Consider the following 23,861-nt stretch of genomic DNA (forward strand, 5'->3'; position numbering starts at 1 on the left):
AGACGTGACCGATAAGATGGTCACTGAACTGACTGGCCACGTACTGGATTGTCCGCCGTCGATCTCTTGATTTTTTGCAATAACCGTATTCACGAGAATTCCAACCAAATATAAGGAAGACAATGACTGAAAACACCTTCTTCTTGAATCGTCTGAGCGCTGAGCCCCATGCGCTCGTCTTCGGCGGTCAATCCACGCCCTGGGTCAGCTCCCTGGCTGACGAGTGCACCGACCCGACGCTCGCAGCGAAGCTCAAGGCGCACGCCGACGCTTCGGCCCGCCTGCTTTCGGCGGTCACCCCCGATCTGCTCGCCACGATGGGCGGCACGGTCGACCTCTTCGGCTTCAAGGCCAATCCGGCTCGTCTCGGCCACGCCGCCGACGCGGCCGCCAGCGTTCCCGGCATCGCCCTGGCGCAGCTGGGCGCGCTGATCGACGCCGAAGGCCTCGGCTATAGCGTAGCGAAAGCCAAGCCGGTCGCCGTCCTCGGCCATTCCCAAGGCATCATCGCCGAACACATGGTCGACGCCATTGAGGCGGCAGGTTCCATCGACGAAGCCCGCGACGCCATCGACGAGATTCTCGCCATCGCGCGCCTGATCGGCGCCGCCGGCACCCGCCAGTCCCGTCTGCTCCCGGTCTCCACCAAGTTCGGCGAGGCCACCCCGATGCTCTCGGTGCGCGGCGCGAACAAGCGTCAGATCGAGGTGCTGGTCAGCCGGGTGGTCAAGCCCCGCGGTCCCATCGCCTTCGCCGTGACCAACGCCACCGACAACTATGTACTTTCCGGGCATCCCGAGGATCTGGCGGCGTTCGTCGTCGAGGTCGGCAAGGAGCACCGTCGTCAGGCCAAGCTGCGCGCGGACAAGGTGCGCGGCGGCGAGGTCTTTGACCCGATCTGCGAATACCTCGAGGTCACCGTTCCCTTCCATTCCCCGCTGATGGCCGAGGCCGTCGAGTCCACCGTCAAGTGGGCGCAGGCCTGCGGGCTGGACGCCGATCGTGCCCGCACGCTGGCCAGTGAAGTGCTGGTCAACCATGTCGATTGGGCCTCACGCACCGACACGTTGCTCAAGAGCAACGATCCGACCAAGCTGTGGATCGTGGACATGGGCCCGGGCAACACCGTCGGCAAGCTCGTGGGCGCTCTGGTGCAGGGCACCGGCGTCGGCGTGGTCGAGGCCGACAGCGAAGAGGCTCGCGCCGCGCTTTCCACGATGGAAAAGGAACCGAACCGCACGCAGGATTGGCGTAAGTTTGCCCCGAAGGTGATTTCCACACCCGCGGGCGACAAGATCCGCACCAAGTTCAGCGACCTGACCGGCAAGCCGCCGGTGCTGCTGGCAGGCATGACCCCGACCACCGTCAACGCGGACATCGTCGCCGCCGCCGCGAACGCCGGTTACTGGACGGAAATGGCCGGTGGCGGTCAGGTGACTCCGGCCGTTTTCGACCGTAACGTCGCCGCGCTCGATCGCCAGCTCGAAGAGGGCCGCACCATCGAGTTCAACGCGATGTTCATGGACCGCTACCTGTGGAACATGCAGTTCGGCCCCGCCGGCATCGTCGCCAAGAAGCGCGCTTCCGGAACCCCGATCGACGGCGTCGTGATTTCCGCCGGCATTCCCGAGCTCGACGAAGCCAAACAGCTTGTCGCCAATCTCAACGAGCAGGGCTTCCCCTACGTCGCCTTCAAGCCCGGCACCGTCGACCAGATTCGTCAGGTCGTGCGCATTGCCAAGGCCGTCGCCCCGGTCTGCGTCATCATGGAGGTCGAAGGCGGGGCCGCCGGCGGCCACCATTCCTGGGAATCCCTCGATGTGCTGCTGATGGACACCTACGCCGACGTGCGCGCCTGCTCCAACCTCGTGTTGGTCGCCGGCGGCGGCATCGGCACCCCCGACCGCGCGGCCGATTACATTTCCGGGCAATGGTCGCGTGCCTACGGCAAGCCCGACATGCCCGTCGATGGTGTGTTGATCGGCACCGCCGCGATGACGGCCAAGGAGGCCCACACCAACCCCGACGTCAAGCGCATGCTTGTGGAGACCCCGGGAATCTCGCCGAAACCCGACGACTCCGACCCGTTCGCACCCCTGGGTGAGAACTGGGTGGCCGCCGGACAGGTCGCGAAAGGCGGCGTCGCCAGCGGCCTGAGCCACCTGCACGCCGACATCTACGAGCTGGAGAACGCCTCCGCCCGCTGCGGCCGCCTGCTGGTTCGCGTGATGAAGCATCCCGAAGAGCTCGAAAGCCGTCGTGATGAGATTATCGAGGCTCTTTCCAAGACCTCGCGTCCCTACTTCGGCGATCTCGACAAGATGACCTACGTCCAGTGGGCGCAGCGCTTCGCCGAACTTTCCTACCCCTGGGCTGACCCGACCTACGCCGACCGCTTCCTGCACCTGCTGCAGCGCGCCGAGGCCCGCGTCTGCGATCAGGAGAGCGGTGAGTTCGCCTCGCTGTTCACCTCCCGCGCCGATGTCGAGAACGACCCGCAAGCCGCCATCGAGCGTTTGCAGCAAGCCTATCCGCGCGCCGCCGAGGTCACCGTGACCCCGAGTGACGTGGCCTGGTTCCCGACCCTGATCCACGAGTACCACAAGCCGATGCCCTTCGTGCCGCAGATTGATAACGACCTGCTGCGTTGGTGGGGCCAGGACCAGCTTTGGCAGTCCGAGGATCCGCGCTATTCCGCCGATTCTGTACGTGCCATCCCCGGCCCGATTTCCGTGGCCGGCATCACCACCGTCGACGAGCCGATCGGTTCCATCCTCGGCCGTTTCGAGGCCGCCGCGCTCGAGCGCACTCGCGAGATCAACGGGGGAACCCAGCCGCAACAGGCGTTCGCGGAGCTCGATGCGGCCAGCGACGCCGAAGACTTCATCCGCAAGTCGCCGAATATCTCCTGGGTCGGCCATCTGATGACGAATCCCGCCTTCGGCACGCCGAACGGCGACAAGTATTACGAAATTCGTCCGGTGGGCGACGAGGACGGCACCCAGATGTTCGACCTCGATATCCACCTCGACACCTTCTGGGACGATGATCCCGACGGCGGACTGAGCAAGCACGCCGTGCGCGACATCGTCATCCCGCTCAATGTCAAGCCCACCGAATCCGGTCTCTTCCCGGTGGTCGACCGCGAGCGCCTCCCGAAGCACGTCTACGCGATGCTTGCCGACACCGCCGGCATCGGCAACACCGCCATCACCGGCGACAAGCTCACGGCGATGCCCGAAATCGAGGAGATGAGCGACAAGAAGGCCTTCCCCTATGGGCGGGCGCACTCCAGCTACACCTTCTCCGCCAACCTCGGCTACGACCACGAGGCCGCCACCGCCGGCAATATGCCCGGCTCCCTGAACGCCTCGCGCATCGCCCCGGACGCTCTGGTCGGCCCGGCCTGGCCCGCGATCTACACCGCGCTCGGCTCGGTCTACGTCCACGGCTACCCGGTCATCGAAGGCCTCTTAAACGCGGTCCACCTCGACCATCAGATGGAGCTCGAGGTCACCGAAGATGAGCTGCTGGGTCATGTCGGCGAGAAGATCGACCTGACCAGCTGGGCCGATGCCTACGCCGAGTCCGCATCCGGCCGTATCGTCACCATCCACGTCACCCATACCGCCATCAACGGCACTGTTTTGGCCCACGAGGTCGAGCGTTTCGCCGTGCGTGGCCGTTCCTATTCCGACGATCTGCCGGTCGATGTGCCTGATTACGGCGACTATCTCACCTATCGCAAGGCTCACACCGGCGCAGGCACGCCGTTTGACGAGGCCGAAGAGAAGGGTCTTGAGCAGGTTGTGGCCACCCCGCGTCGCATGCTGCGTCGCGTCACGTTGACCGCGCCGGGCGAGATGACCGCCTTCGCGCGTACCTCCGGCGACTTCAACCCGATCCACACCTCGCGCCGCGGCGCCGCGGTTTCCGGTTTGAAGGCCCCGCTGGTGCACGGCATGTGGCTCTCCGCCGCCGCCCAGCACGTCGTGCAGGCGCGCGACGACAAGGGCGCGCATTACGAGATCGCCGGCTGGACCTACAACATGTACGGCATGGTGCAGCTCGGCGACAAGGTCGAGATCTCGGTCGAGCGTATCGGCAAGCTGCGTCACGGCGGCATGACACTGGAGGTCACCTGCCGCATCGACGGCAACATCGTCTCGCGCGGCACCGCCGCCGTCCGCGCCCGCCGTTCCGCTTACGTCTACCCGGGCCAGGGCATCCAGCAGCAGGGCATGGTCCTCGATGAACGTGCCAAGTCCGCCGCCGCGCGTGAGACCTGGGAGCGGGCCGACAAGCTCACCCGCGAAAAGCTCGGCTTCTCGATACTGGCCATCGTGCGCGACAACCCGAAGACGCTCACGGCCAACGGCGTGACCTACCATCATCCCGATGGCCTGCTGAATCTCACGCAGTTCACGCAGGTGGCGCTCGCCACCGTCGCCTACGCCCAGACCTCCCGCCTGCGCGAGGCCGGCAGCGACATCTGGCCCGCCTACTTCGCCGGCCACTCGCTGGGCGAGTACAACGCGCTGAGCTCCTTCGCCGGCATCATCCCCTTCGAGACGGTGCTCGAGCTGGTCTTCCAGCGTGGTTCCGCGATGAACAGCCTCATCGAACGCGACGAGCAGGGTCGTTCCAACTACCGTATGGCCGCGCTGCGCCCGAACCAGTTCGGTGTGGGCGACGACGGTGTGGACGACTATGTGAAGTCCGTCAGTGAGGCGAGCGGCGAGTTCCTGCAGATCGTCAACTACAATCTCTCGGGCCAGCAGTACGTCATCGCCGGAACGCTCAAGGGTCTCGAGGCGCTGAAGGCCGATTCCGCGCGTCGTGTCAAGGAATACGGCGGCAAACCCGCGCTTATGTATGTGCCCGGCATCGACGTGCCGTTCCACTCCATGCTGCTGCGCAAGGGCGTGCCCGACTTCCGCAACAAGCTCGACACCCTGCTTCCGGCGCATATCGACTATGACCGCCTGGTCGGCCGCTATATCCCGAACCTGGTGGCAGCGCCCTTCGAGATGACGAAGGAATTCGCGCGGAAGATCGTCGACGTGGTGCCGTCCACCCGCATTCAGGAAGCGCTTGACGACCCGAAGGTGTGGGATTCCTACGCCGCCGACGAGCAGAAGCTCGGCCGTCTGCTCTTCACCGAGCTTCTGGCTTGGCAGTTCGCCTCCCCGGTGCGTTGGATCGAGACGCAGGCGATCATGTTCGGCGACCCGGCCCAAGGCGGTCTCGGCGTGGAGAACTACGTCGAAGTCGGTCTCGGCAACCAGCCGACGCTGGCCAACCTGGCTACCAAGACCCTGCGTCTGCCCGACTTCTCGGGCGCCGAGGTCTCGGTCTACAATCTCGGCCGCGACGAGCAGCGCGTCTATATGACGGATTCCGACAGCCTTGTCCCTGAAGAAGATAATGACGATGCTGATTTGTCTGCTGAAACTGCTGCTCCCGCCGCAGCCCAGCCAGCACCTGAGTCGTCTCCTGCTACCGTCGCTTCCGCTGCTGTTGCATCCGCACCAGTTGCCGCTGCTCCGGCTCCGGCCGCTGGTTCCGGCGAACGTCCCGCCGACCTGCCTTTCACCGCTTCCGACGGCATCGGCATGCTCCTGGCCTACGCGGCCAAGGTGCGTCCTGACCAGATCGGCGAAACCGACACTACCGACACCCTGACCAATGGCGTCTCCTCGCGTCGCAACCAGCTCTTAATGGACATCAGCTCCGAGCTGGGCGTGGCGAGTGTGGACGGCGCCGCCGAGGCATCGATCACCGATCTCTTCGCCTTGGTCAACAAGGTCGCCCCGCACTACAAGCCCTTCGGGCCGGTGCTCTCCGACATCGTGCGAGACCGCATCAAGAGCCTCTTCGGCGCTGCCGGCGTGAAGCTGGCGCAGGTCGAAAAGCGCGTCACCGACACCTGGCAGCTCGGCCAGGGTTGGGCCTACGCGGTGCTCGCCACATTGGTGCTCGAGACCCGTGAGGGCTCCTCGTCACGTGGCGGCGATCTGGCCAGCCTCAGCACTGAGCAAGCGTCCAATGCCACTGCGGCCAACGCCCTGATCGACGCCGCCGTGCAGAAGGTGGCGGCCGATCACAACGTGACCGTCGCGTTGCCGAGCGCCGGTGGTGCCGGCGGCTCCGTGGTCGATTCCGCTGCCCTTGACGCGTTCGCGCAAAAGGTCACCGGTGCCGACGGCGTGCTTGCCAAGACCGCGCGCTTCGTGCTCGATGAGCTCGACATCAAGGCCCCCGCCGCCGATGCCGACGAGGATGATGACGCCGCCGTTCTCGAGGCCGTCGAAGCCGAGCTCGGCAGCGACTGGCCCGAGCAGGTCGCCCCGCGCTTCGACGAGCGCAAGGCCCTGTTGCTCGATGACCGCTGGGCCACCGCGCGTGAGGACCTCGCCCGTCTCTATTACAACCACGATCAGAAAGTCTCCGCGCTGAGCTTCATCGGCGCAGGCCCTGAGGTCGCCGATCAGGCCACCTGGTTCGCTTCCAAGGCCGAAACCGATGGCAACAGCATTCTCGCCTCCACCTTCAACCGCATCGCGGTCGAGGCGCGCAGCGATGCCAAGAACGACCCGAAGGCGTCCCGCTTCGCCGGCGACGTCGCCGTGGTCACCGGCGTGGCCCCGAACTCCATCGCCGGCCAGGTCGTCGAAGGCCTGCTGGCGGGCGGCGCGACGGTTATCGCCACGTCCCACAGCTTCAGGCAGTCGGTGAAGGCCTGGGCCGAGCAGGTCTACCGCGAGCACGCGGTGGGCGACGCGAAGCTCTGGCTGGTTCCGGCCAACCTCTCGAGCTATCGTGACGTCGATGCGTTGGTGCGTTGGGTCGGCGGTGTCTCCAAGAAGACCACCGGCGCCACCACCACGATCCTGAAGCCGGCCTACGAGCCGAGCCTCTTCTTCCCGTTCGCGGCGCCCCCGGTACACGGTACCATGGCTGATTCCGGCCAGCTCTTCGAATCTCAGGCGCGCCTGATGCTCTGGGGCGTCGAACGCGCGATCACCGGCTTCGCGGCCATCGGCGGCGACACCGATGTGCAGCACAAGCTCCACGTCGTGCTGCCCGGCTCCCCGAACCGCGGCGTCTTCGGCGGCGACGGCGCGTACGGCGAGGTCAAGTCCTCGTTCGACGCCATCGTCACCCGTGCCCGCGCCGAGAAGGACTGGTCTGGACGTGTCACCTTCGCCCACCCGCTGATCGGCTGGGTGCGAGGCACCGGCCTGATGGGCGGCAACGACCCGCTGGTCGACGTGGTCGAGCGTCACGGCATCCGCACGTATTCCACCGCTGAAATCGCGCAGCAATTGCTCGATCTGGCGGACGACGAGGCGCGTCAAAAGGCCGTCGAAGCCCCGCTTGCCGCCGATTTGACCGGTGGATTGGGCAGCGAGCCCATCGACATCAAGGCGTTGCGCGCCGAGGCGGAAGCCGATCAGGCCAACTCCGCGGCGGCAAGCGCCGATGACGACACCGATACCGGCAACGCTGATCATAAGGACGGCAAGGCGACGCTCATCAAGGCGCTGCCCACCCCGGACCCGCCGCGTCAGGCCGAGGTCGATCTGGCGGACTGGCGCAATGTCACCGTCAAGCCGGAAGACCAGATCGTCATCGTCTCCATCGGCGAGCTGGGTCCGTGGGGTTCCGGCCGTACCCGCTTTGAGGCCGAGCTGGGCATCCACTCCGATGGCAGCGTCGATCTCTCCGCCGGAGCGGTGCTCGAGCTGGCTTGGAACATGGGCCTGGTCACTTGGCAGGACAGTCCGAAGGCCGGCTGGTACGACACCGACGGCAACCTCGTGCCCGAGGCGGACATCGCCGAGCGCTACCACGACGAGGTCGTGGCCCGTTCCGGCCTGCGTCCCTTCGACAACGGCATGGGCGGCGACTACAAGGACGACACGGCCAGCGGCGAGGTGGAGATTTACCTCGACCACGAGGTCACCTTCTCCGTGCCCGATGAGGAAGCCGCCCAGCAGTATGTCATCATGGACGCCGAGCACACCTCCATCGCCCGCGACGAGGAGTCCGGCGAATGGTCGGTGACCCGCAAGCCCGGCTCCCTGATCCGTGTGCCCAAGCGCTTCGCGATGAGCCGCACGGTCGGTGGCCAGTTCCCGAAGGGCTTCGACCCGGTACGCTGGGGCATCCCGGCCTCCATGGTCGGCGAGGTCGACCAGATCGCCCTGTGGAACATCGTCACCACCGTCGACGCCTACCTCTCCGCCGGCTTCACGCCCTCGGAGGTCCTGCAGACGATTCATCCTTCGATGGTCGCCAGCACGCAGGGCACCGGTTTCGGCGGCATGGCCAGCATGCGCAAGCTCTATCTCGACCGCTTCCTCGGCCACGAGATCCCGACCGACATCCTGCAGGAGGCCCTGCCGAACGTCGTCGCCGCGCACGTCATGCAGTCCTACATCGGCGGTTACGGCAACATGATCCAGCCGGTCTCGGCCTGCGCCACCGCTGCGGTCTCGCTAGAGGAGGGCGTCGACAAGATCGCCCTGCACAAGGCGGACTTCGTGGTCACCGGCGCGATCGACGACATCGGCGTGGACTCCGTGATCGGCTTCGGCAACATGGGCGCCACGGCGGATGCGAACGTGATGTATGGCAAGGGCATCTCCGACCGCTTCTTCTCCCGTTCCAACGACCGTCGCCGCGACGGCTTCGTCGAGAGCGAGGGCGGCGGCACGATGCTCGTCACCCGTGGTGATATCGCGTGGAAGTTGGGCCTGCCGGTGGCGGCCGTGGTCGGCTACGTCCACAGCTTCGCCGACGGCGCACACACCTCGATCCCGGCTCCGGGCCTTGGTGCCCTCGCCGCGGCTCAGGGTGGCAAGGACTCCCAGCTGGTCCGCCAGCTGGCACGTCTCGGCGTCGCTGCCGACGACATCGCGGTGGTCTCCAAGCACGACACCTCCACCAACGCCAACGATTCCAACGAATCCGAGCTGCACAACTCCATCCAGCACGCCATCGGCCGCAATGACGGCAACCCGTTGTTCGTCATCTCCCAGAAGAGCCTGACGGGTCACGCGATGGGCGGTGCCGCGATCTTCCAGATCGACGGGCTCACCCAGCTCTTCCGCTCCGGCGTCATTCCGGCCAACGCGGCTCTGGACTGCGTCGACCCAAAGATGCGCAAGGACGACCACATGGTCTGGCTGCGCAAGCCGCTCAACATCGGCTCCATCAAGGCCGGCCTGGTCACCTCGCTCGGTTTCGGACACGTCTCCGGCTTCGTCGCCCTCGTGCACCCCGGCGCTTTCGAGGCGGCCGTCGCCAACGAGTACGGCCAGGATGCGCTCGAGGCGTGGCGCAAGCGCGCCAACGAGCGTCTGGCCCGTGGCGAACGTCGCCGTCTGCTCGGCATGATGGGTGAGGCCCCGCTCTACGAGGAGATCGACAACCGCCGCTTCCGCGAAGACAGCAAGGCCTACGATTCCCACGAGGTCGAGAAGGCGATGCTCTTGAACCCCGACGCCCGTCTCGGCGCCGACGGCTACTTCGAGTAATCGGTATGGAGAGCGGATGCTGATGATGTAGCTGCTCACAGATGGCAAAGGTTCCCTTTGGATTTCTTCAAAGGGAATCTTTGTTTTATGAGGGTATGGGTGAACGGTTGTTGAACGATGGCGGGCATTTGACATCGTTCTAAATGGTAGTACCATAATGCACATGGAGGTCAAATTTCTTTCTAGTGCGGCCAGACACGGATTCACGCAGGCTGATGCGTTGAGCGCGATCGCGCATGCGCAATGGGTGAAGGGTGATTTTGATATATCCCGCGTCCAAGGCAATCCGAATCCGACATTATGGGTTGGGCCTGCGTTGGATGGCACGCCGATTGAAGTCATGACATTTATTGATGAGCACGGTGACGCGGTTTTTTCATTGCATGGAATTGCGGAATAAATTTAAAAAACTTATGGAAGGTGAACGAAATGACAAAAATTGATATCGATCAGCTGACGTCCTGGGCGGAATCTGACGGGCCCGTTGATTCGGGCAAGGTCGTCGCCGTTGGAAGTGATGCGGCTGCAAAGGGCACCGAATTTCTTCGTCAGGTCGGTAAGCCTAATCTCGGGCAAGCTCATGCACGTGGAGTGGGTCGCAGTCCCAAGCGTCAATTTCGTCTTTCGAGTGAACTTGATGAGGCATTGACCGGATATGCCAGAAGCACTCAGAGCAGTGCCAGCGAGATTATCCGCAGGGCGTTGGCGGATTATTTGTCTCGACATACCGGCACGAGGCTGCGTGCGGTGTGATGGACGGCCTCTCTATGGAGAGAACGCCTACCGCCGCTTCCACGAAGACAGCAAGGCCTACGATTCCCACGAGGTCGAGAAGGCGATGCTCCTGAACCCCGACGCCCGTCTCGGCGCCGACGGCTACTTCGAGTAATCGATAGAGAGACAAAGAAATTTCATTTCTTCGTTGAACGGTTGACATAAGACAGTCCGTCTCCGGTTTCTGTGCCGTGACGGACTTCTTGCTTTTGGTCGGCTCTTGTGATCCGATAACGCGAATCTATTGGAATTGTTATGATTTGTGGCTGACATGGGATTATGTATTCTCGCAACGGTTGTATTATGCTCTCAGAATATTTTATTGAGGTTTTTTACTGCAGAGAACGTTTTTCTTTAATCGGAAGTTACTGAAATATACCATTTTTCTTGGGTGTTTCTTGGGTGTGCATTATCTGTGATACACCTACTCTCACAAAGGTTGTGTGACAAATACCACATTGATGGTGTCTGTCGACGAGACGATATTTTTCATTTTGTCCGACGGCGAGGCGAACGCAGATTGACAAATGGGTCCATTTATTTCAAACGTTTCTAGTAATGCATTGTTATACTAATAATTAGTACTCATGGAATATGGGTGGTGCGTTGAGCGGCTGAATCCGTCATCCATGCAAACGGCGGATGGTGAAGAACCGTGGGAAAGGAAGAGAAGCGATGAAGTCTTTGAACAAAGCGATAATCGGCATGCTCGCCGCTGCCGCGATGATTGCCGGGCCGTTCGCCACGGCGGCGTCGGCCGATGAAACCGTCGAGCCGCAGGATGTTGCAAGCCAGACGGACTCTTCTGCTTCCTCTTCCGTCTCGTCTTCTCAGAAAGGCGTTGTTTCGCCGCAGCAGTCAACTGCTTCAGGCAAGTCAACATCTTCAGACGCACACTCCGAGGCGGATGCTAAGGCGTCTCAGCCTGTTGCCGCACCACTTGCCGCGCAACAGCCCCAGGCGCAGGCCAACCCGGACCCCTCGATCAAGTTCCAGGCCGATTGGCGCAACCGCGAGAAGGGCAGCCCGGAGGTGCACTGGTATGTCCAGGAAATCGCCCCGAATCAGGACGTGCTGCATATCGGCCCGGGTGTGCTCGGCGATGCCAACAGCGGTTCGCCGATGCTGGTACTCCAGGTCAACCCGGATGCCAAACCGCTGTATGAGAAGATCGTGCGCATCGTTTTCGACGATGCCCCCAACACGCATGTGGTGGCGACGAGCGGTAACGGTGCCTGCTCCGGCTTCCCGAACGTCACGCGCATCGATAATGTCGGTGATCTTGATTTCAGCCGTCTTCAAGGGCAGACCGGCAAACTCGATCTGTCTGGGTTCTTCGACGGCGATGACAGCCTGCCGAGCGTCGACCTGACCGGTTGGGGGAGCGGCCGTACCGCCCCGGGCGCCGGCCTTCCCGGTGTCAGCGCTTCCAGCAAATGGAAGACCGGTGTGTCTATCAAGATGAACGATATGTTCCATTACGACCCCAGTCTGACCACCATCGTCGGTCTGGACAATTGGGATATGTCGGCCGTGGTGGATACCAGCGCGATGTTCCGTACGCCGGGCTTCACCGACTATGAGCATTCCCCGTTGAGGGACATCGGCGATCTGTCGCGCTGGGATCTGGGCAATGTCACCGAGTCCGAATACATGTTCTACGGCGACAGCAACCTTACCGATATCGGCGATCTTTCCCATTGGAATCTTCGCGAAGACACGAGGGCGGAATTCATGTTCGCTTACACGGGCATCGTCTCTTTCGGCAACGTTTCGAATTGGGGCATGGGCAGCATGCGCAGTATGCCGGGGTTCTTCGAAGGAATGAGGAATCTGACCGAGCTGCCGGGCATCGGCAAGTGGGACGTCAGCAAAAACACGAGCTTCGATGCCTTCTTCAAGGACGATGCGTCGCTCACCTCGCTCGACCTGACCGGCTGGCATACCGATTCCGCGCGAGGTGCCATACACGCAATATTCCGCAACAATCACGCGCTGAAGGAAGTCAAGGGGCTGAAAGACCTGAACGTCTCCAACGTCATCAATATCGAGGAGGCTTTCTATGGTGCCGACAACCTTACCTCGCTCGACCTTTCCGGCTGGGACACCCGAAATGTCAGGTATTGGTCGTGGGCGTTTTCGCCGCATCTGAGCGAGCTCAAACTGGGGCCGGACACCAAGCTGGACGTCTCCTGCTTCAGCTATTCGGATCCTCTGGGCGGCGGTGCCACCGAGAAGTCCGGATACACGGGTCGCTGGACGAAAGGCGACAACACATGGACCAGCGATGCCGGCGATGACGATCAGTCGCTCGCGACGCTGACGGGTTCCGACGAGTTTGGCGGCGGCACCTACCGCTGGCAGGAATTCGCCGAGGTGAGATTCAGGAAGAACGCTCCGAAAGGAGCGAAGATCACCGGCAAGCCAATGACGATACGCAAGGTTGGTGCCTATGCCGAGAAGATCAAGATCACGGTTCCGCCTGTGATGTTCAGTGCCAAGGATTACACGTTCGTCGGGTGGAATACCGGCAAGGATGGCAAACAGACGCAATATGCACAGGGCGATGTCATCACCGGCTTCAAGCGTGGCCAGAGCGTCCGTCTCGCTGCAAAGTGGAAGAAGAAGCCTGCGCCGGTTGGGCCGGTTAAGCCTGTTGAGCCGGTTGAGCCGGTCCATCCCACCGTGCCCGTCGGACCGGCTTTGCTGCACTACACTTTGCGCTATGAGTCCCGTCCGCCTGCCGGATTGACGGCCACCGGGTCCGTGCCCGACGACGAATTCAGCATCGAGCTCGCTTCCGCAGGCAATTTCTTGCATTACAATCGGACGATCGCTCAGAACGGTTATGCGGTTGAAGGGTATACGTTCGTCGGATGGAATACCGAAGAGGACTTAAGTGGCGGGACCTATCCGGCGGGGAGCATCGTCAAGGTGGCTCCCGGTGTCACGACGTACTATGCCGAGTGGCAGAAGGATTCCGCCCCGGTGCCGGCTCCGTCGCCTACGCCTACGCCAGAACCGACGCCTACGCCGAGCCCGACTCCTGCCCCTGCTCCGAGCCCGAGTCCGTCGCCGACGCCCGAGCCCACGCCGACGCCGAGCCCGGAACCCAGTCCGGCTCCGTCTCCGAGCCCGACGCCGACACCCGGTAAAGACGATGGCGGCCACGATGGCGGCACTGCCGATAACGGCAGTAACGACGACGACAGCGCCGACAATCCCACTCAGAATAATGGTATTGTGCCGCAAGTCGCTACCTTGCCCGCCCCCGCCGCCGTTTTGCCCGCGCCCGCACCGATGGCCCGCGTCGCCGGCAACGTCGGAAGAACTCCTGCTCCTGCCGGCTCCGACAACAATGCCACGGCGCCAGCGGCTCCGCAGCAGCGCCAGCGTCCCACCTGCGTTCCCGCCGATGTCTATAACAGGATGCAATCGGGCAAGCGCGCTACCCAGCCCGCCAATTGGCTCGAGTCCACGGATGCCCCGTACGCCCAAAACGCGGCATGGAGCCTCTCCGACTACAACGGCCTGCCGAAGTGCGCGATCGAAGCGTCGGCCCCGACCGCGGCCGTCGGCGTGCAGTTCAACTTCTGGTGGTTGTTGGTCTTCCTCGTTCCACTGTTCCTGCTGCTGCTTGCCTCCAGGAACAACGGCTACATCCTCGCCCGCCACCGTGATCTGGATTCCGTTACGATTTCGAGGTGAGTGTCATAAGGCCTGATTCGGTTCCCGCTGCTTCGTTCATGCCCCGTTTGCAACCGGTCAGGCCGTCATACTTGTTTCTTGTCGAAAGCCTGGGTGTTGGTCCTCGATATTGTGATATGTTACACAGTATGACCAATAAAGGTCCATCGCCCCTTGATGGTTCGAGGCTGGTGGATGGTGAGAGCGAGCTAAGCAAAAGGGAGGAATCATGAAGTCGTTGAAAAAAATCGTGATTGGTTGCTTTGTCGCTATTGCTATGGTTGCTGCGCCGGTCGCGGCCAACGCGCAAACGGATTCCAACGTTGCTCAGTTCGATCAGATTTCCGTCACCGTGCCGAATAAGCCCGTCACTCCCACCCCCGAGCCTGGTAAGGTTCCCGTCACTCCTATCGAGGGAGACAATGCGGCTTGCGGTGATGCCTCGAACGCTGATGTCCAGCAGTGCGTCGCGACCCAGCCGCGTTCCGCTATTTCCGCGAGTGTTCCTCTGCATTTCGACTGGTCGGTGTTGGCGGCGTTCGCGGCACTCACTTTCGTGGTTCTGATCGTGGCCTACAATTACGAGTCCAGCAAGGCCCGGCACAACATGTACGCGCAACACTATGATGGTCGGTTCATCGTCAGGTAAGTCCCTCGGATAGGTCGGGGCAGCGGGTGTATCCGTTGTCGCGTCGCGGTCGGTGGCATGGCCACTGTTGCTGATGGTGTTCAGTTGTTTTCCATTTGATATTTGATGTGTTCTCGCAGTCAGGCTGCGATAGCTTTTCACAGGGCGCCCGCATAGCGCCGTCTTGCGGTTTTCAGCCGACGTATTCCCTTTCCTCTGGAATCGGCTTGAATCAGGTCTGCAAGGTTCGCGTAATCGGAAGAATTGATGAAAGTGGCTCCTCGCACGGTGTCTTTTTCGGACAAGTCGAATGCTTTGACACCTAAAACGCGGCTGGTGATAGGCGAAACGTTCGTTTTCCGGCATTTTCCTGGCAGCGAATAAAGGCGGAAAAAGCCCTTTTAAGAGAATAATCATCATTTTCACGGCCGTTTTTGAGCCTTTTACCTGCCATTTCTGACCACTTGTACTAAAACCTATCGAGCAAAATGTGATACGTGTAACGTTTTTAATGTAATAACAGTGTAATGGCGATTCGTGGGTATGGCAGTTAAAAGCATGCCCTAAACCGAAATGAAGAGCGGTAAAAGGAAAGGGAGGAACAATGAGATCGTGGAATAAAGCGTTGATCGGTCTGCTTGTCGCCTCGGCAATGGCTCTCGGAACGGGTGCTGCGGCGTCGGCCGATCAAGTCAGCCCGAGCGCTGCCGAAGGTCAATCGAGTGTTCAGGAGGCCCAGAACGGGGATGCCGGCAGCGATGCGAGCAAACTCGCCGAAGCGAATGCCGATCTGAAGCAGCCGGCCAGCCCGGTGCAAGAGGCGGACAAGACCTTGTCACAGGCAGGGGCTGGCGATTCCGCCACGCAGCAGAAGACCGTAGACAAGAGCGATCAGTCCCTGAAGATTTCGGCCGCTCCGGCCGCGCAGCCCAAACAGGCGCCTGCCGCGCAAAGCGCCCAGCCGGCCCAGCAGCCGCAGGCGCAGAGCGACCCCTCGGTTATCGATGAGGGCGACTTCGGCGGCGATTCCAACGGCGATCATCAGGTTCACTGGAAGTTGAAACATGAGGGCGAGGAAATCGTTCTTCATTACGGTGCCGGCATTTATGATCTGGATAGCTATTTTGACCCTTATGGCTGTATGAAGCACGAGTGCTATGGACATTCGGATCTTCTCAATTACAAGAATTCTCTGACTCGTATCGTGTTCGATGATGCACCTCATACGCAATTGATGCAGGATTCGCAACATGACTTCAGCTACTTTGGTTATGCGTTTTTACCTGCGCTCAAGCATATCGACAATATAGGGAATGTGGATTTCTCTCTGCTTGCAGCATCGGAACCAGGAACAACAAAAACAGTAGATATGTACTTTGAGTACGATCCTCAATTGCAAGACATCGACCTGACCGGATGGGGCACGTCACGTACGGTTGTTGGCCAGGGATTGGCTGGTCATAACGCCGACAGCAAATGGAAGACGAACAACGAGATACATACTGAAGATATGTTCAAAGGCGATTTATCATTGACCACCATCTCGGGGCTTGAGGATTGGGATGTAACGGCCATTGACTATTTGAGCCGTATGTTCTATATCGACTACCCCGGCACATCTTCCCATTTGTCCAATATCGGTGATTTGTCGAAGTGGGATGTGCATAATTCCCCAAGGTTTAGTAGTATGTTCGCCTATAATCCGAATCTCACTTCCGTTGGCGATCTTTCGAACTGGAAGGTGGGGCAATCACTTAGCTTTGAATCGATGTTCGAGAATACCGGAATAAGCGATTTTGGGGATTTGTCTCACTGGGACGTGAGCAACGCCAAGAGCATGGATTCAATGTTTGCAGTGACTCCCGTGACTTCAATGCCGGGAATCGAACATTGGAATGTCAGCAAGGTTGTGAATTTCGATGAAATGTTCGAGTCTGATGAAAATCTTGAGTCACTCGATCTTTCGGCTTGGAAGACTGGTTCGGCGACAAGTATGGCGAACATGTTCGCTGATGATGACAAGCTCGCCGGTGTCGGTGATCTGTCTGGATGGGACACCAGCAAGGTCGAGTGGATGAATGGTATGTTCAAGAATGATCGCGCTCTGACGTCGCTTGATCTTTCTGCTTGGAAGACACCCTGTGTTCAGACAATGAAGGAGATGTTCGAAGGCGATGACAATCTGACGTCGCTTGATCTTACAGGTTGGGATACCTCCAAGGTCACCGATATGAGCTACATGTTCTTGAACGTAAGTGCGACCAAGATACCAGGTATAGAAGGTTGGAAGACTCCGGCTTTGACGAATATGCGGTATATGTTCCTCGGTGCCTATGGCATCACTTCCTTGGATTTGTCGAACTTTGACACGCATGGTGTTACCGACGGCAAGGGCGCTCTGCCGTACTATCTCTCCACTCTGAAGTTGGGGCCGGACGCGCATTTGCAGGCCTCGTTCTTCGACGCCGCTACACCCAGTGAGGCCGGTGCGACCGAGGCCAACGGCTATACCGGTCGTTGGACGAAGGATGATGGCTCTTGGACCAGCGAAGCCACTGATGATAGCGGAAGCTTTGCCACTCATACTCAGGAAGACGGTTTTGCCGGCACGTATGTCTGGCAGGTGTTCGGTAAAGTGGTCTTCTTGTCGAACGCGCCTGATGGAACCACCGCTGAAGGCACGACGGAGGATGTTCGTGTTGTCGGTCCTGATGCTACGAAGCTTCAGGCAGAGATTCCTGAATCCGGCTACACCGTCAACAACTACACGTTTGTCGGCTGGAATTCGATGCCGGATGGTTCTGGTGACGAATTCAAACCCGGCGATGGGCTTGTCGGTTTCACCGTTCCTGGTACGACATTCCATCTTTATGCACAATGGCAGAAGAAGTCCTCTGTGCCGACCACGCCTATCAAACCGGTGAGCCATGTACGTTATGTGGTTCGTTACGACGCGAACGCCCCTGCCGGCGTGGTGCCCAGCGGCTCGATGCCTGACGAGAATCTCAATGTGGACGTGACCGGTGGCGTCGATTATCTGCACTATCAGCATTCTGCGAAGGCCAATGCCTACTCGGTCTCCGGCTACAAGTTCGTCGGCTGGAACACCAAGGCCGACGGCAGCGGAGCTCAATACAAGGCGGGCGGCTCGATGTCTCTGGCGCCGGGTCTGACCACACTGTATGCCCAGTGGAGCGACCATGCTTCGCCTAGCCCGATCATACGTCCGACGAAGGCTCGTTACGCCATCAAGTACGCGGCGAATGCGCCAGCTGGCACCAGCGCCGAGGGCAAGATGAGCGATGAGTCGTACACGCTTGAAAAGGGCAAGAACGGCGTCACGGATCCGACCGCGTTCAATTACACACTCAAGGGTTCGTCGTTCACGGTCTCGGGATATCGGTTCACTGGCTGGAACGTTCAGGCTGACGGCAAGGGAGGAAGCTACCAAAAGGATAGTGTCTGCCATCTGACCCCCGGTGTGTTCACCTTCTACGCGCAGTGGGAGAAGAAGGGCACGTCGGATGGTTCGAAGCCCAATCCGAGCCCGAGCCCGACGCCGATTCCAACGCCGATTCCAACGCCGAATCCTAACCCTAACCCGAATCCGGGCAATGGTGATGGCAGCGGCAATGGTGACAACAACGGCAACAACAATAACCACAATGCCAACAACAACCATGGCAATGCCGGTAACAATGGTAACGGCGGCAACAACAACGGCAACGGCAACAACGGTGGCGCTGCAGCACCTGCTCCGCTGGCTCCGCGTCCGTCCGTCGTCTACCGCTACATCCCGTACCGCGTCGCTGTTGGTGTGGCTCCGAACGCCGTGGCTCCGGTTCCGACGCCTGCGCCTGGTGGCCAGCAGGACACCACGGTGAAGGCCACGCCGAAGCAGAAGGCACGTCCGAAGTGCATGCCCGACGATGTGGCCCGCCGTCTGAGCACCAAGAAGAAGCATGCCAAGAAGGTCGCGTGGCTCGAGGCCGACGAGACTGCTTACGGCACGCCTGCCGCGTGGACCGATTCGGACTATGAAGGCTTGCCGAGGTGCTCCTTCGCCTCGCCGACAACCAAGTCCGTTGAAACCACTCAGAGCAAGGGCTTCAATTGGTGGTGGCTCCTGCTGCTTCTCCTGGTGGTGGTCGCTGTATCGACCTACATCTACGAGAAGAACAAGCGCAACAACCAAGAGAGCGCTCAGCACTTCAATGGTGCGACCGGAGAGGGGATTGAGCTCTGATCGGTGAAAAGGTGAAGGACCGTTTGCCTTCCTGATCCTGGAACCGATTCAAGGGTTGACTGAAGAGCGGCGGATGGTATCGATGATATCGTCCGCCGCTCTTTGTCGTGCGTTTTTTAGCAGGTATGCCGGGCACTCGCCAATCTCATATCGGGCGGGTAGCATAAAAGCGTGATTGAGGTAAAGAAAACCGACGATGGAGCAAAACCGTATGGTTCTGCCGTGCTCGGGTTAGGGCACGATGTCGTCGACGTCGCAGCGTTCGCCGAGCAGTTGGGGGAGCCGGGCGCGCGGGGCAAGCTGTTGTTTTCCGCGCGCGAGCTGCGGCAGGCGGCCGCACGCGCCAAAGCCAAGCACGACGCCGAGGCGACGCATCTGGCCGCTAAATGGGCCGGCAAGGAAGCCGTGCTCAAGGCGTGGTGCGAAGCGCTGGGTGATCGGACGAACCCGTACACGCTTGATGATTTTCCGTGGGGCTTGCTTGAGATTCTCGACGATTCGCGCTCGCGGCCGCATGTCGTCTTGGCTCCCGCGTGTGACGCAACGTTGCAGGAGTCGCTGGGGGCGAGGGATTCGTTACGTTGGCATGTGTCCCTCAGCCACGATGGGCCGGTGGCGTCGGCCGTTGTGCTGCTGGTAAGCGATGTCCGGGCGTAAATTGCCGAGCTCAAGGCGAAGGCCGTCTCGTTTCGGCGACCGGTGATTGATAGGGTTCTGGGGTTATTCAACAGTGGTTTCCGGCGAGAGCTGGTCGTCAAGCCAGTCGTCGGGATAATCACCGAGATAGCCGTGACGCTGCCGCCCCGGCAGGGCAGAATTCCTGTCGAGGGCGGCATTTTTGTGATGTTCATTTTTCGATGTTTTGTATGGTATCGACGACGATAGATTGTGTTAAAATATAGCTACCTACCGGTCGGTAACTAAGTGGTTATCCTGGAATTCAGGAATGGCCGGATTGGCGAAAACCGAATGAATATAGGTGTAGCGCGGGCTTCAGCGATGAGACCGGCCAGACATAGGGAAAGGTTGCATAATGACCAATCAAACAACACCAGTGACCAACGCGAAGGACCTCAGCGTAGAAGAGCAGGCGGCGCTGACCAGCGGCACCAACCCGTGGAGCATCGGCAAGGTCGAGGGCAAGGGTCTGCCGAACTACACGATCACCGACGGCCCGCACGGACTGCGCAAGGCTCAGAACCTAGAAGGCATGGACGTCGACAAGGCCGTGCCCGCCACCTGCTTCCCGCCGGCCGCAGGCATGTCGTCAAGCTGGAACCCGGATCTGGTGCGCGAGACCGGAGAGGCCATGGGCGAGGAGTGCGTCCAGGAGCAGGTCGCCGTCATTCTCGGCCCCGGCATCAACATCAAGCGCAACCCTCTGGGCGGACGCTGCTTCGAGTTCTGGAGCGAGGACCCGTACCTGGCCGGCCACGAGGCCGTGGGCGAGGTCGAAGGCATCCAGTCCAAGGGCATCGGCACTTCGCTCAAGCACTTCGCGGCCAACAACCAGGAAACCGACCGCATGCGTGTGAGCGCCAACATGTCCCAGCGCACCCTGCGCGAAATCTACCTACCCGGTTTCGAACACATCGTCAAAACCGCCCAGCCGTGGACGATCATGTGCTCCTACAACAAGATCAACGATGTCTATTCCTCGCAGAACAAGTGGCTGCTGACCGACCTGCTGCGCGGGGAGTGGGGCTTCAAGGGCATCGTCATGTCCGACTGGGGCGCCGTCCACGACCGTGCCGCGGCCCTGAACGCCGGCCTGAACCTTGAGATGCCGCCGACCAACACCGACGAGAAGATCGTGCACGCCGTCCGCAACGGCGAGATCAAGCCCGAGCAGTTGGAGAAGATGGCGCAAGGCATGATCGATCTGGTCTCGAAGACCCGTCCGGCGATGGAGAAGGGGGCGGCAGGTTACCGTTATGATGTCGATGCGCATGACGAGGTCGCCCGTCGCGCCGCTCGCGAGTCCATGGTTCTGCTGAAAAACGAAGGCGGCCTGCTGCCGGTTGCCCCCGGCACCAAGCTCGCCGTCATCGGTGAGTTCGCCCGTACCCCGCGCTATCAGGGCGCCGGTTCGTCGCTGATTAACCCGAACAAGCTCACCAGCTTCCTCGATGCCCTGAAGGATCGCGGCGTCGATGCGGCCTTCGCGCCCGGCTTCACGCTCGATGACGACGTGCAGGACTCGGCTCTGACCACCGAGGCGGTCAACACCGCCAAGGGCGCCGACACCGTGCTGCTCTTCCTCGGCCTGCCCGCCTCTTATGAATCCGAAGGTTTCGACCGCACTTCGCTCGATATTCCTACCAAGCAGGTCGAGCTGCTGAAGGAAGTCGCCGCTGCCAACAAGAACGTTGTGGTCATCCTCTCCAACGGTTCCTCGGTCTCCATGCCGTGGGCCGACGACGCCAAGTCCATCCTTGAGGCGTGGCTGCTGGGCCAGGCCGGCGGCGCAGCCACCGCCGATATCGTCTTCGGCGACGCGAACCCGTCCGGCAAACTCGCCCAGACCATCATCAACGATCTGGACGACGATCCGACCATGATGAACTGGCCGGGCGAGGAAGGCCACGTCGACTATGGCGAGGGCGTCTTCGTCGGCTATCGTTACTACGACACCTTCCATAAGCCCGTCGTGTATCCGTTTGGCTATGGGCTGTCGTACACCACGTTCGAGGTCTCTGGCGCCAAAGCCGAGAAAACCGGTCCACAATCCGCTCGCGTCACCGCCACGGTGAAGAACACCGGTTCCGTTGCAGGTGCGGAAGTCGTGCAGTTCTACGTCGCTCCGCCCAAAGAAGCCGTCGCGCGCCCCGTCCACGAACTCAAGGGCTTCAGGAAGGTCTATCTTGAGCCTGGCGAGTCCGCTGAGGTCTCCATTGACTTGGATTCGCGCGCGTTCGCCTACTGGTCCGAGCGATTCGCCGACTGGAAGGTCGAGGAGGGCACCTACGGCATCGAGGTCGCCACGTCCTCGCGTGACATCGCCGACACCGTCTTCGTCGATCTCGACGACGACGGCAAGACCGCCCAGCTCACGCAATGGTCCACGTTCAAGGAATGGAAGGACGATCCGATCGGCGGTCCTGTGGTCGACAAGGTCGTGGCCAAACTCGACCAGCAGTTCGGCCACAACATCATTCCCGACAGCCAGCTGATCGTGATGTTCCTCGACAGCTGCCCGGTCGGCGGCATGTCGATGCTGCTCGGTGCCGACGTGGCCGAGGCCCTCGCCAAGGAGCTCAGGAAAGCGTATGCCGAAGTCGCCAAGTGACGGCATTGAGCCTGGCCATCGGCAATCGATGATTGCTTCATAGGCCGGGTGAATGAACAGTACGGAAGCGCCGAACGATGGTTATCGGTGCTTCCGTACTTTTACGTCTTCCCGGGAACGAAAGGATGGTCGGATTCCGCCATTTCCAAAAACGGATAATGACGTCGGCGCAGCACGGAACGTCGATTGGCGTCGGATGTATTGTTCGCTGCCATGCCGCTGCTGTGATTGTTGCGATGATGTGTCATGAGGTGTCCTTGTCTGTTGCATCGGCAATCTGATGTGTGCCAGGTTCCTTTGGAATGCCCTCGTGCGCCCGGTCTCGAGGCTCTGCACGGACGCAAAACCGGTAGGTGTCGCCAATTCCATGCTTCGTGTATACTGAAAGTCGTTGTTTTGTGCGGCTTTGTGGTCGCAACGAACGGCACGCGGATGTAGCTCAATGGTAGAGCCTCAGTCTTCCAAACTGATTACGCGGGTTCGATTCCCGTCATCCGCTCCATTGCGGCGGTAAATGAATTTGCGAACTTATAGCGTTGTATAAGATATCGCCTCGCCGTCGTTTTCGGTGTCACGAACGATGTGATTGACGCTGGTAACGCCGGAAACCTTGATGGGGCAATGCACAGAAGGTTCATCAGATCAATGAGGCATGGCCATGACGAATGATTCGACAGATGCAGACCGCAAGTCCTCACAAGATACTGCGCAGAAGACGCCGGTTTCCAGCGTCGCCCAAAAGGCCGAGAAAACGCGAAAGCACAACGAGGCCGTCGAGATCGTGGAAGGCAAGGTCGAGAAGGTCAGCGTTTCCAAGCACCCCGAGGCTTCCATCCCACAGACCGACCTTTCCCTGGCCGACATCAAGCGCAGCCAGTTCCGCCCCATACGCTGGGTGGTCTACCTGGTCATTCTGCTGGTCGCGATTATCGGCCCCTACTGGTTCGGGCGTGTGCTCGCCGTGCGTCACACCACACAGATCGTCAAGCTCTTGAGCCCGTTTGCGCCGCAGGGTGTTGCGCTGGTCTCGTGGGCGGTGACCGTCTTCGCCCTCGCCACTTTCGCGCTTTCTTTCGTCGAGGCACATGCCTGGCTGTGGCGTATCCTGTTCCTGCTTCTGCTGGCTTTCGAACAGCTGATCGCGGGGGTCTCGCTTCTGAAATTCCAGTTCTGGTATTCCACCTACGTCATGTACGGTTCCTCATCCATGCTGCCGAACGCGGCGAACCTCGGCATCATCGCGGCGTTGATCGCGGCGGGTGTCTACGCGATCGTTTTCGTCGGCCTGCTTGTCTGCATCAGGAAGGATTCGCCGTTGAACGTGCTGACCCGTAGCTGGGCCTCGTTCCTGATGTACTTCGTCATCGAAGGCATCGCCCTCTTGATCGTTCTCTTCAGCGGTCTGCTCGCCGCCGTCTGACGCATATCGATTTCGATCATGCGATGAAAATCAGCATTTTCGTCCCAGATTCTTGATTTTCCTCGCAAGCCCAAATGAAGATGCGATGAAAATCAGGATTTATCGGTGTTTTTGCTGATTTTCCTCGCAGGTTCAATCGGTGGTGTGAGCATTCTCATGATTCGGAGGCTGATTCGCGCTGATTTTCATCGCATCGTTCCGGTTCGCGACAGCTCGACGGATAGTCAGATATCGGGGCGATGACCGTTGATGGAAACATGAATGTCTATTCA

10 protein-coding genes and 1 tRNA gene are annotated in these 23,861 nt (G+C 60.5%); all 11 read left to right on the forward strand.

The window, feature by feature from the left end:
* Window positions 1-122 precede the first annotated feature (122 nt).
* Window positions 123-9,545: a type I polyketide synthase gene (locus OZX71_RS01715; protein WP_277160269.1), complete on the forward strand. Its 9,423-nt coding sequence runs from the start codon at window positions 123-125 to the stop codon at window positions 9,543-9,545.
* 163 nt (window positions 9,546-9,708) lie between these two features.
* Window positions 9,709-9,945, forward strand: coding sequence for a hypothetical protein (locus OZX71_RS01720; RefSeq protein ID WP_277160270.1), 237 nt, complete (start codon window positions 9,709-9,711; stop codon window positions 9,943-9,945).
* 29 nt (window positions 9,946-9,974) lie between these two features.
* Complete coding sequence (locus tag OZX71_RS01725; RefSeq protein WP_277160271.1) at window positions 9,975-10,298, forward strand: ribbon-helix-helix protein, CopG family; 324 nt, start codon at window positions 9,975-9,977, stop codon at window positions 10,296-10,298.
* Window positions 10,288-10,434, forward strand: a complete 147-nt coding sequence (locus tag OZX71_RS01730) for a hypothetical protein (RefSeq protein ID WP_277160272.1) — start codon at window positions 10,288-10,290, stop codon at window positions 10,432-10,434. The genes OZX71_RS01725 and OZX71_RS01730 overlap by 11 nt, the downstream gene beginning before the upstream one ends.
* A gap of 560 nt (window positions 10,435-10,994) precedes the next feature.
* Window positions 10,995-14,027 (forward strand): BspA family leucine-rich repeat surface protein, encoded by a 3,033-nt coding sequence (locus OZX71_RS01735; RefSeq protein WP_277160273.1) that lies wholly within the window; start codon window positions 10,995-10,997, stop codon window positions 14,025-14,027.
* Window positions 14,028-14,235: 208 nt separating this feature from the next.
* Window positions 14,236-14,655, forward strand: a complete 420-nt coding sequence (locus tag OZX71_RS01740; RefSeq protein ID WP_277160274.1) for a hypothetical protein — start codon at window positions 14,236-14,238, stop codon at window positions 14,653-14,655.
* Between the two features lie 583 nt (window positions 14,656-15,238).
* The gene (locus OZX71_RS01745; protein WP_277160275.1) at window positions 15,239-18,880 is read left to right on the forward strand and encodes a BspA family leucine-rich repeat surface protein; all 3,642 of its coding nucleotides are present in this window, start codon (window positions 15,239-15,241) and stop codon (window positions 18,878-18,880) included.
* 222 nt (window positions 18,881-19,102) lie between these two features.
* Window positions 19,103-19,537 (forward strand): 4'-phosphopantetheinyl transferase superfamily protein, encoded by a 435-nt coding sequence (locus OZX71_RS01750; protein ID WP_277160624.1) that lies wholly within the window; start codon window positions 19,103-19,105, stop codon window positions 19,535-19,537.
* Window positions 19,538-19,913: 376 nt separating this feature from the next.
* Window positions 19,914-22,169 (forward strand): exo-alpha-(1->6)-L-arabinopyranosidase, encoded by a 2,256-nt coding sequence (locus OZX71_RS01755; protein ID WP_277160276.1) that lies wholly within the window; start codon window positions 19,914-19,916, stop codon window positions 22,167-22,169.
* A 428-nt stretch (window positions 22,170-22,597) separates the two neighbouring features.
* Window positions 22,598-22,671 (forward strand) — tRNA-Gly (locus OZX71_RS01760).
* 156 nt (window positions 22,672-22,827) lie between these two features.
* Entirely contained in the window at window positions 22,828-23,589 is a 762-nt protein-coding gene (locus OZX71_RS01765) for a hypothetical protein (RefSeq protein ID WP_277160277.1), read from the forward strand.
* The last annotated feature ends 272 nt before the right edge of the window (window positions 23,590-23,861 follow it).

This window comes from Bifidobacterium sp. ESL0764 (genome assembly GCF_029395515.1).
Lineage (GTDB): Bacteria > Actinomycetota > Actinomycetes > Actinomycetales > Bifidobacteriaceae > Bifidobacterium.

Excerpts from the sequence above, each read along its gene's own strand:
- OZX71_RS01745 (WP_277160275.1), top strand. The coding sequence starts at position 15,239 with ATGAGATCGTGGAATAAAGCGTTGATCGGTCTGCTTGTCGCCTCGGCA.
- OZX71_RS01720 (WP_277160270.1), top strand. The coding sequence starts at position 9,709 with ATGGAGGTCAAATTTCTTTCTAGTGCGGCCAGACACGGATTCACGCAG.
- OZX71_RS01765 (WP_277160277.1), top strand. The coding sequence starts at position 22,828 with ATGACGAATGATTCGACAGATGCAGACCGCAAGTCCTCACAAGATACT.
- OZX71_RS01725 (WP_277160271.1), top strand. The coding sequence starts at position 9,975 with ATGACAAAAATTGATATCGATCAGCTGACGTCCTGGGCGGAATCTGAC.
- OZX71_RS01755 (WP_277160276.1), top strand. The coding sequence starts at position 19,914 with ATGACCAATCAAACAACACCAGTGACCAACGCGAAGGACCTCAGCGTA.
- OZX71_RS01715 (WP_277160269.1), top strand. The coding sequence starts at position 123 with ATGACTGAAAACACCTTCTTCTTGAATCGTCTGAGCGCTGAGCCCCAT.
- OZX71_RS01740 (WP_277160274.1), top strand. The coding sequence starts at position 14,236 with ATGAAGTCGTTGAAAAAAATCGTGATTGGTTGCTTTGTCGCTATTGCT.
- OZX71_RS01735 (WP_277160273.1), top strand. The coding sequence starts at position 10,995 with ATGAAGTCTTTGAACAAAGCGATAATCGGCATGCTCGCCGCTGCCGCG.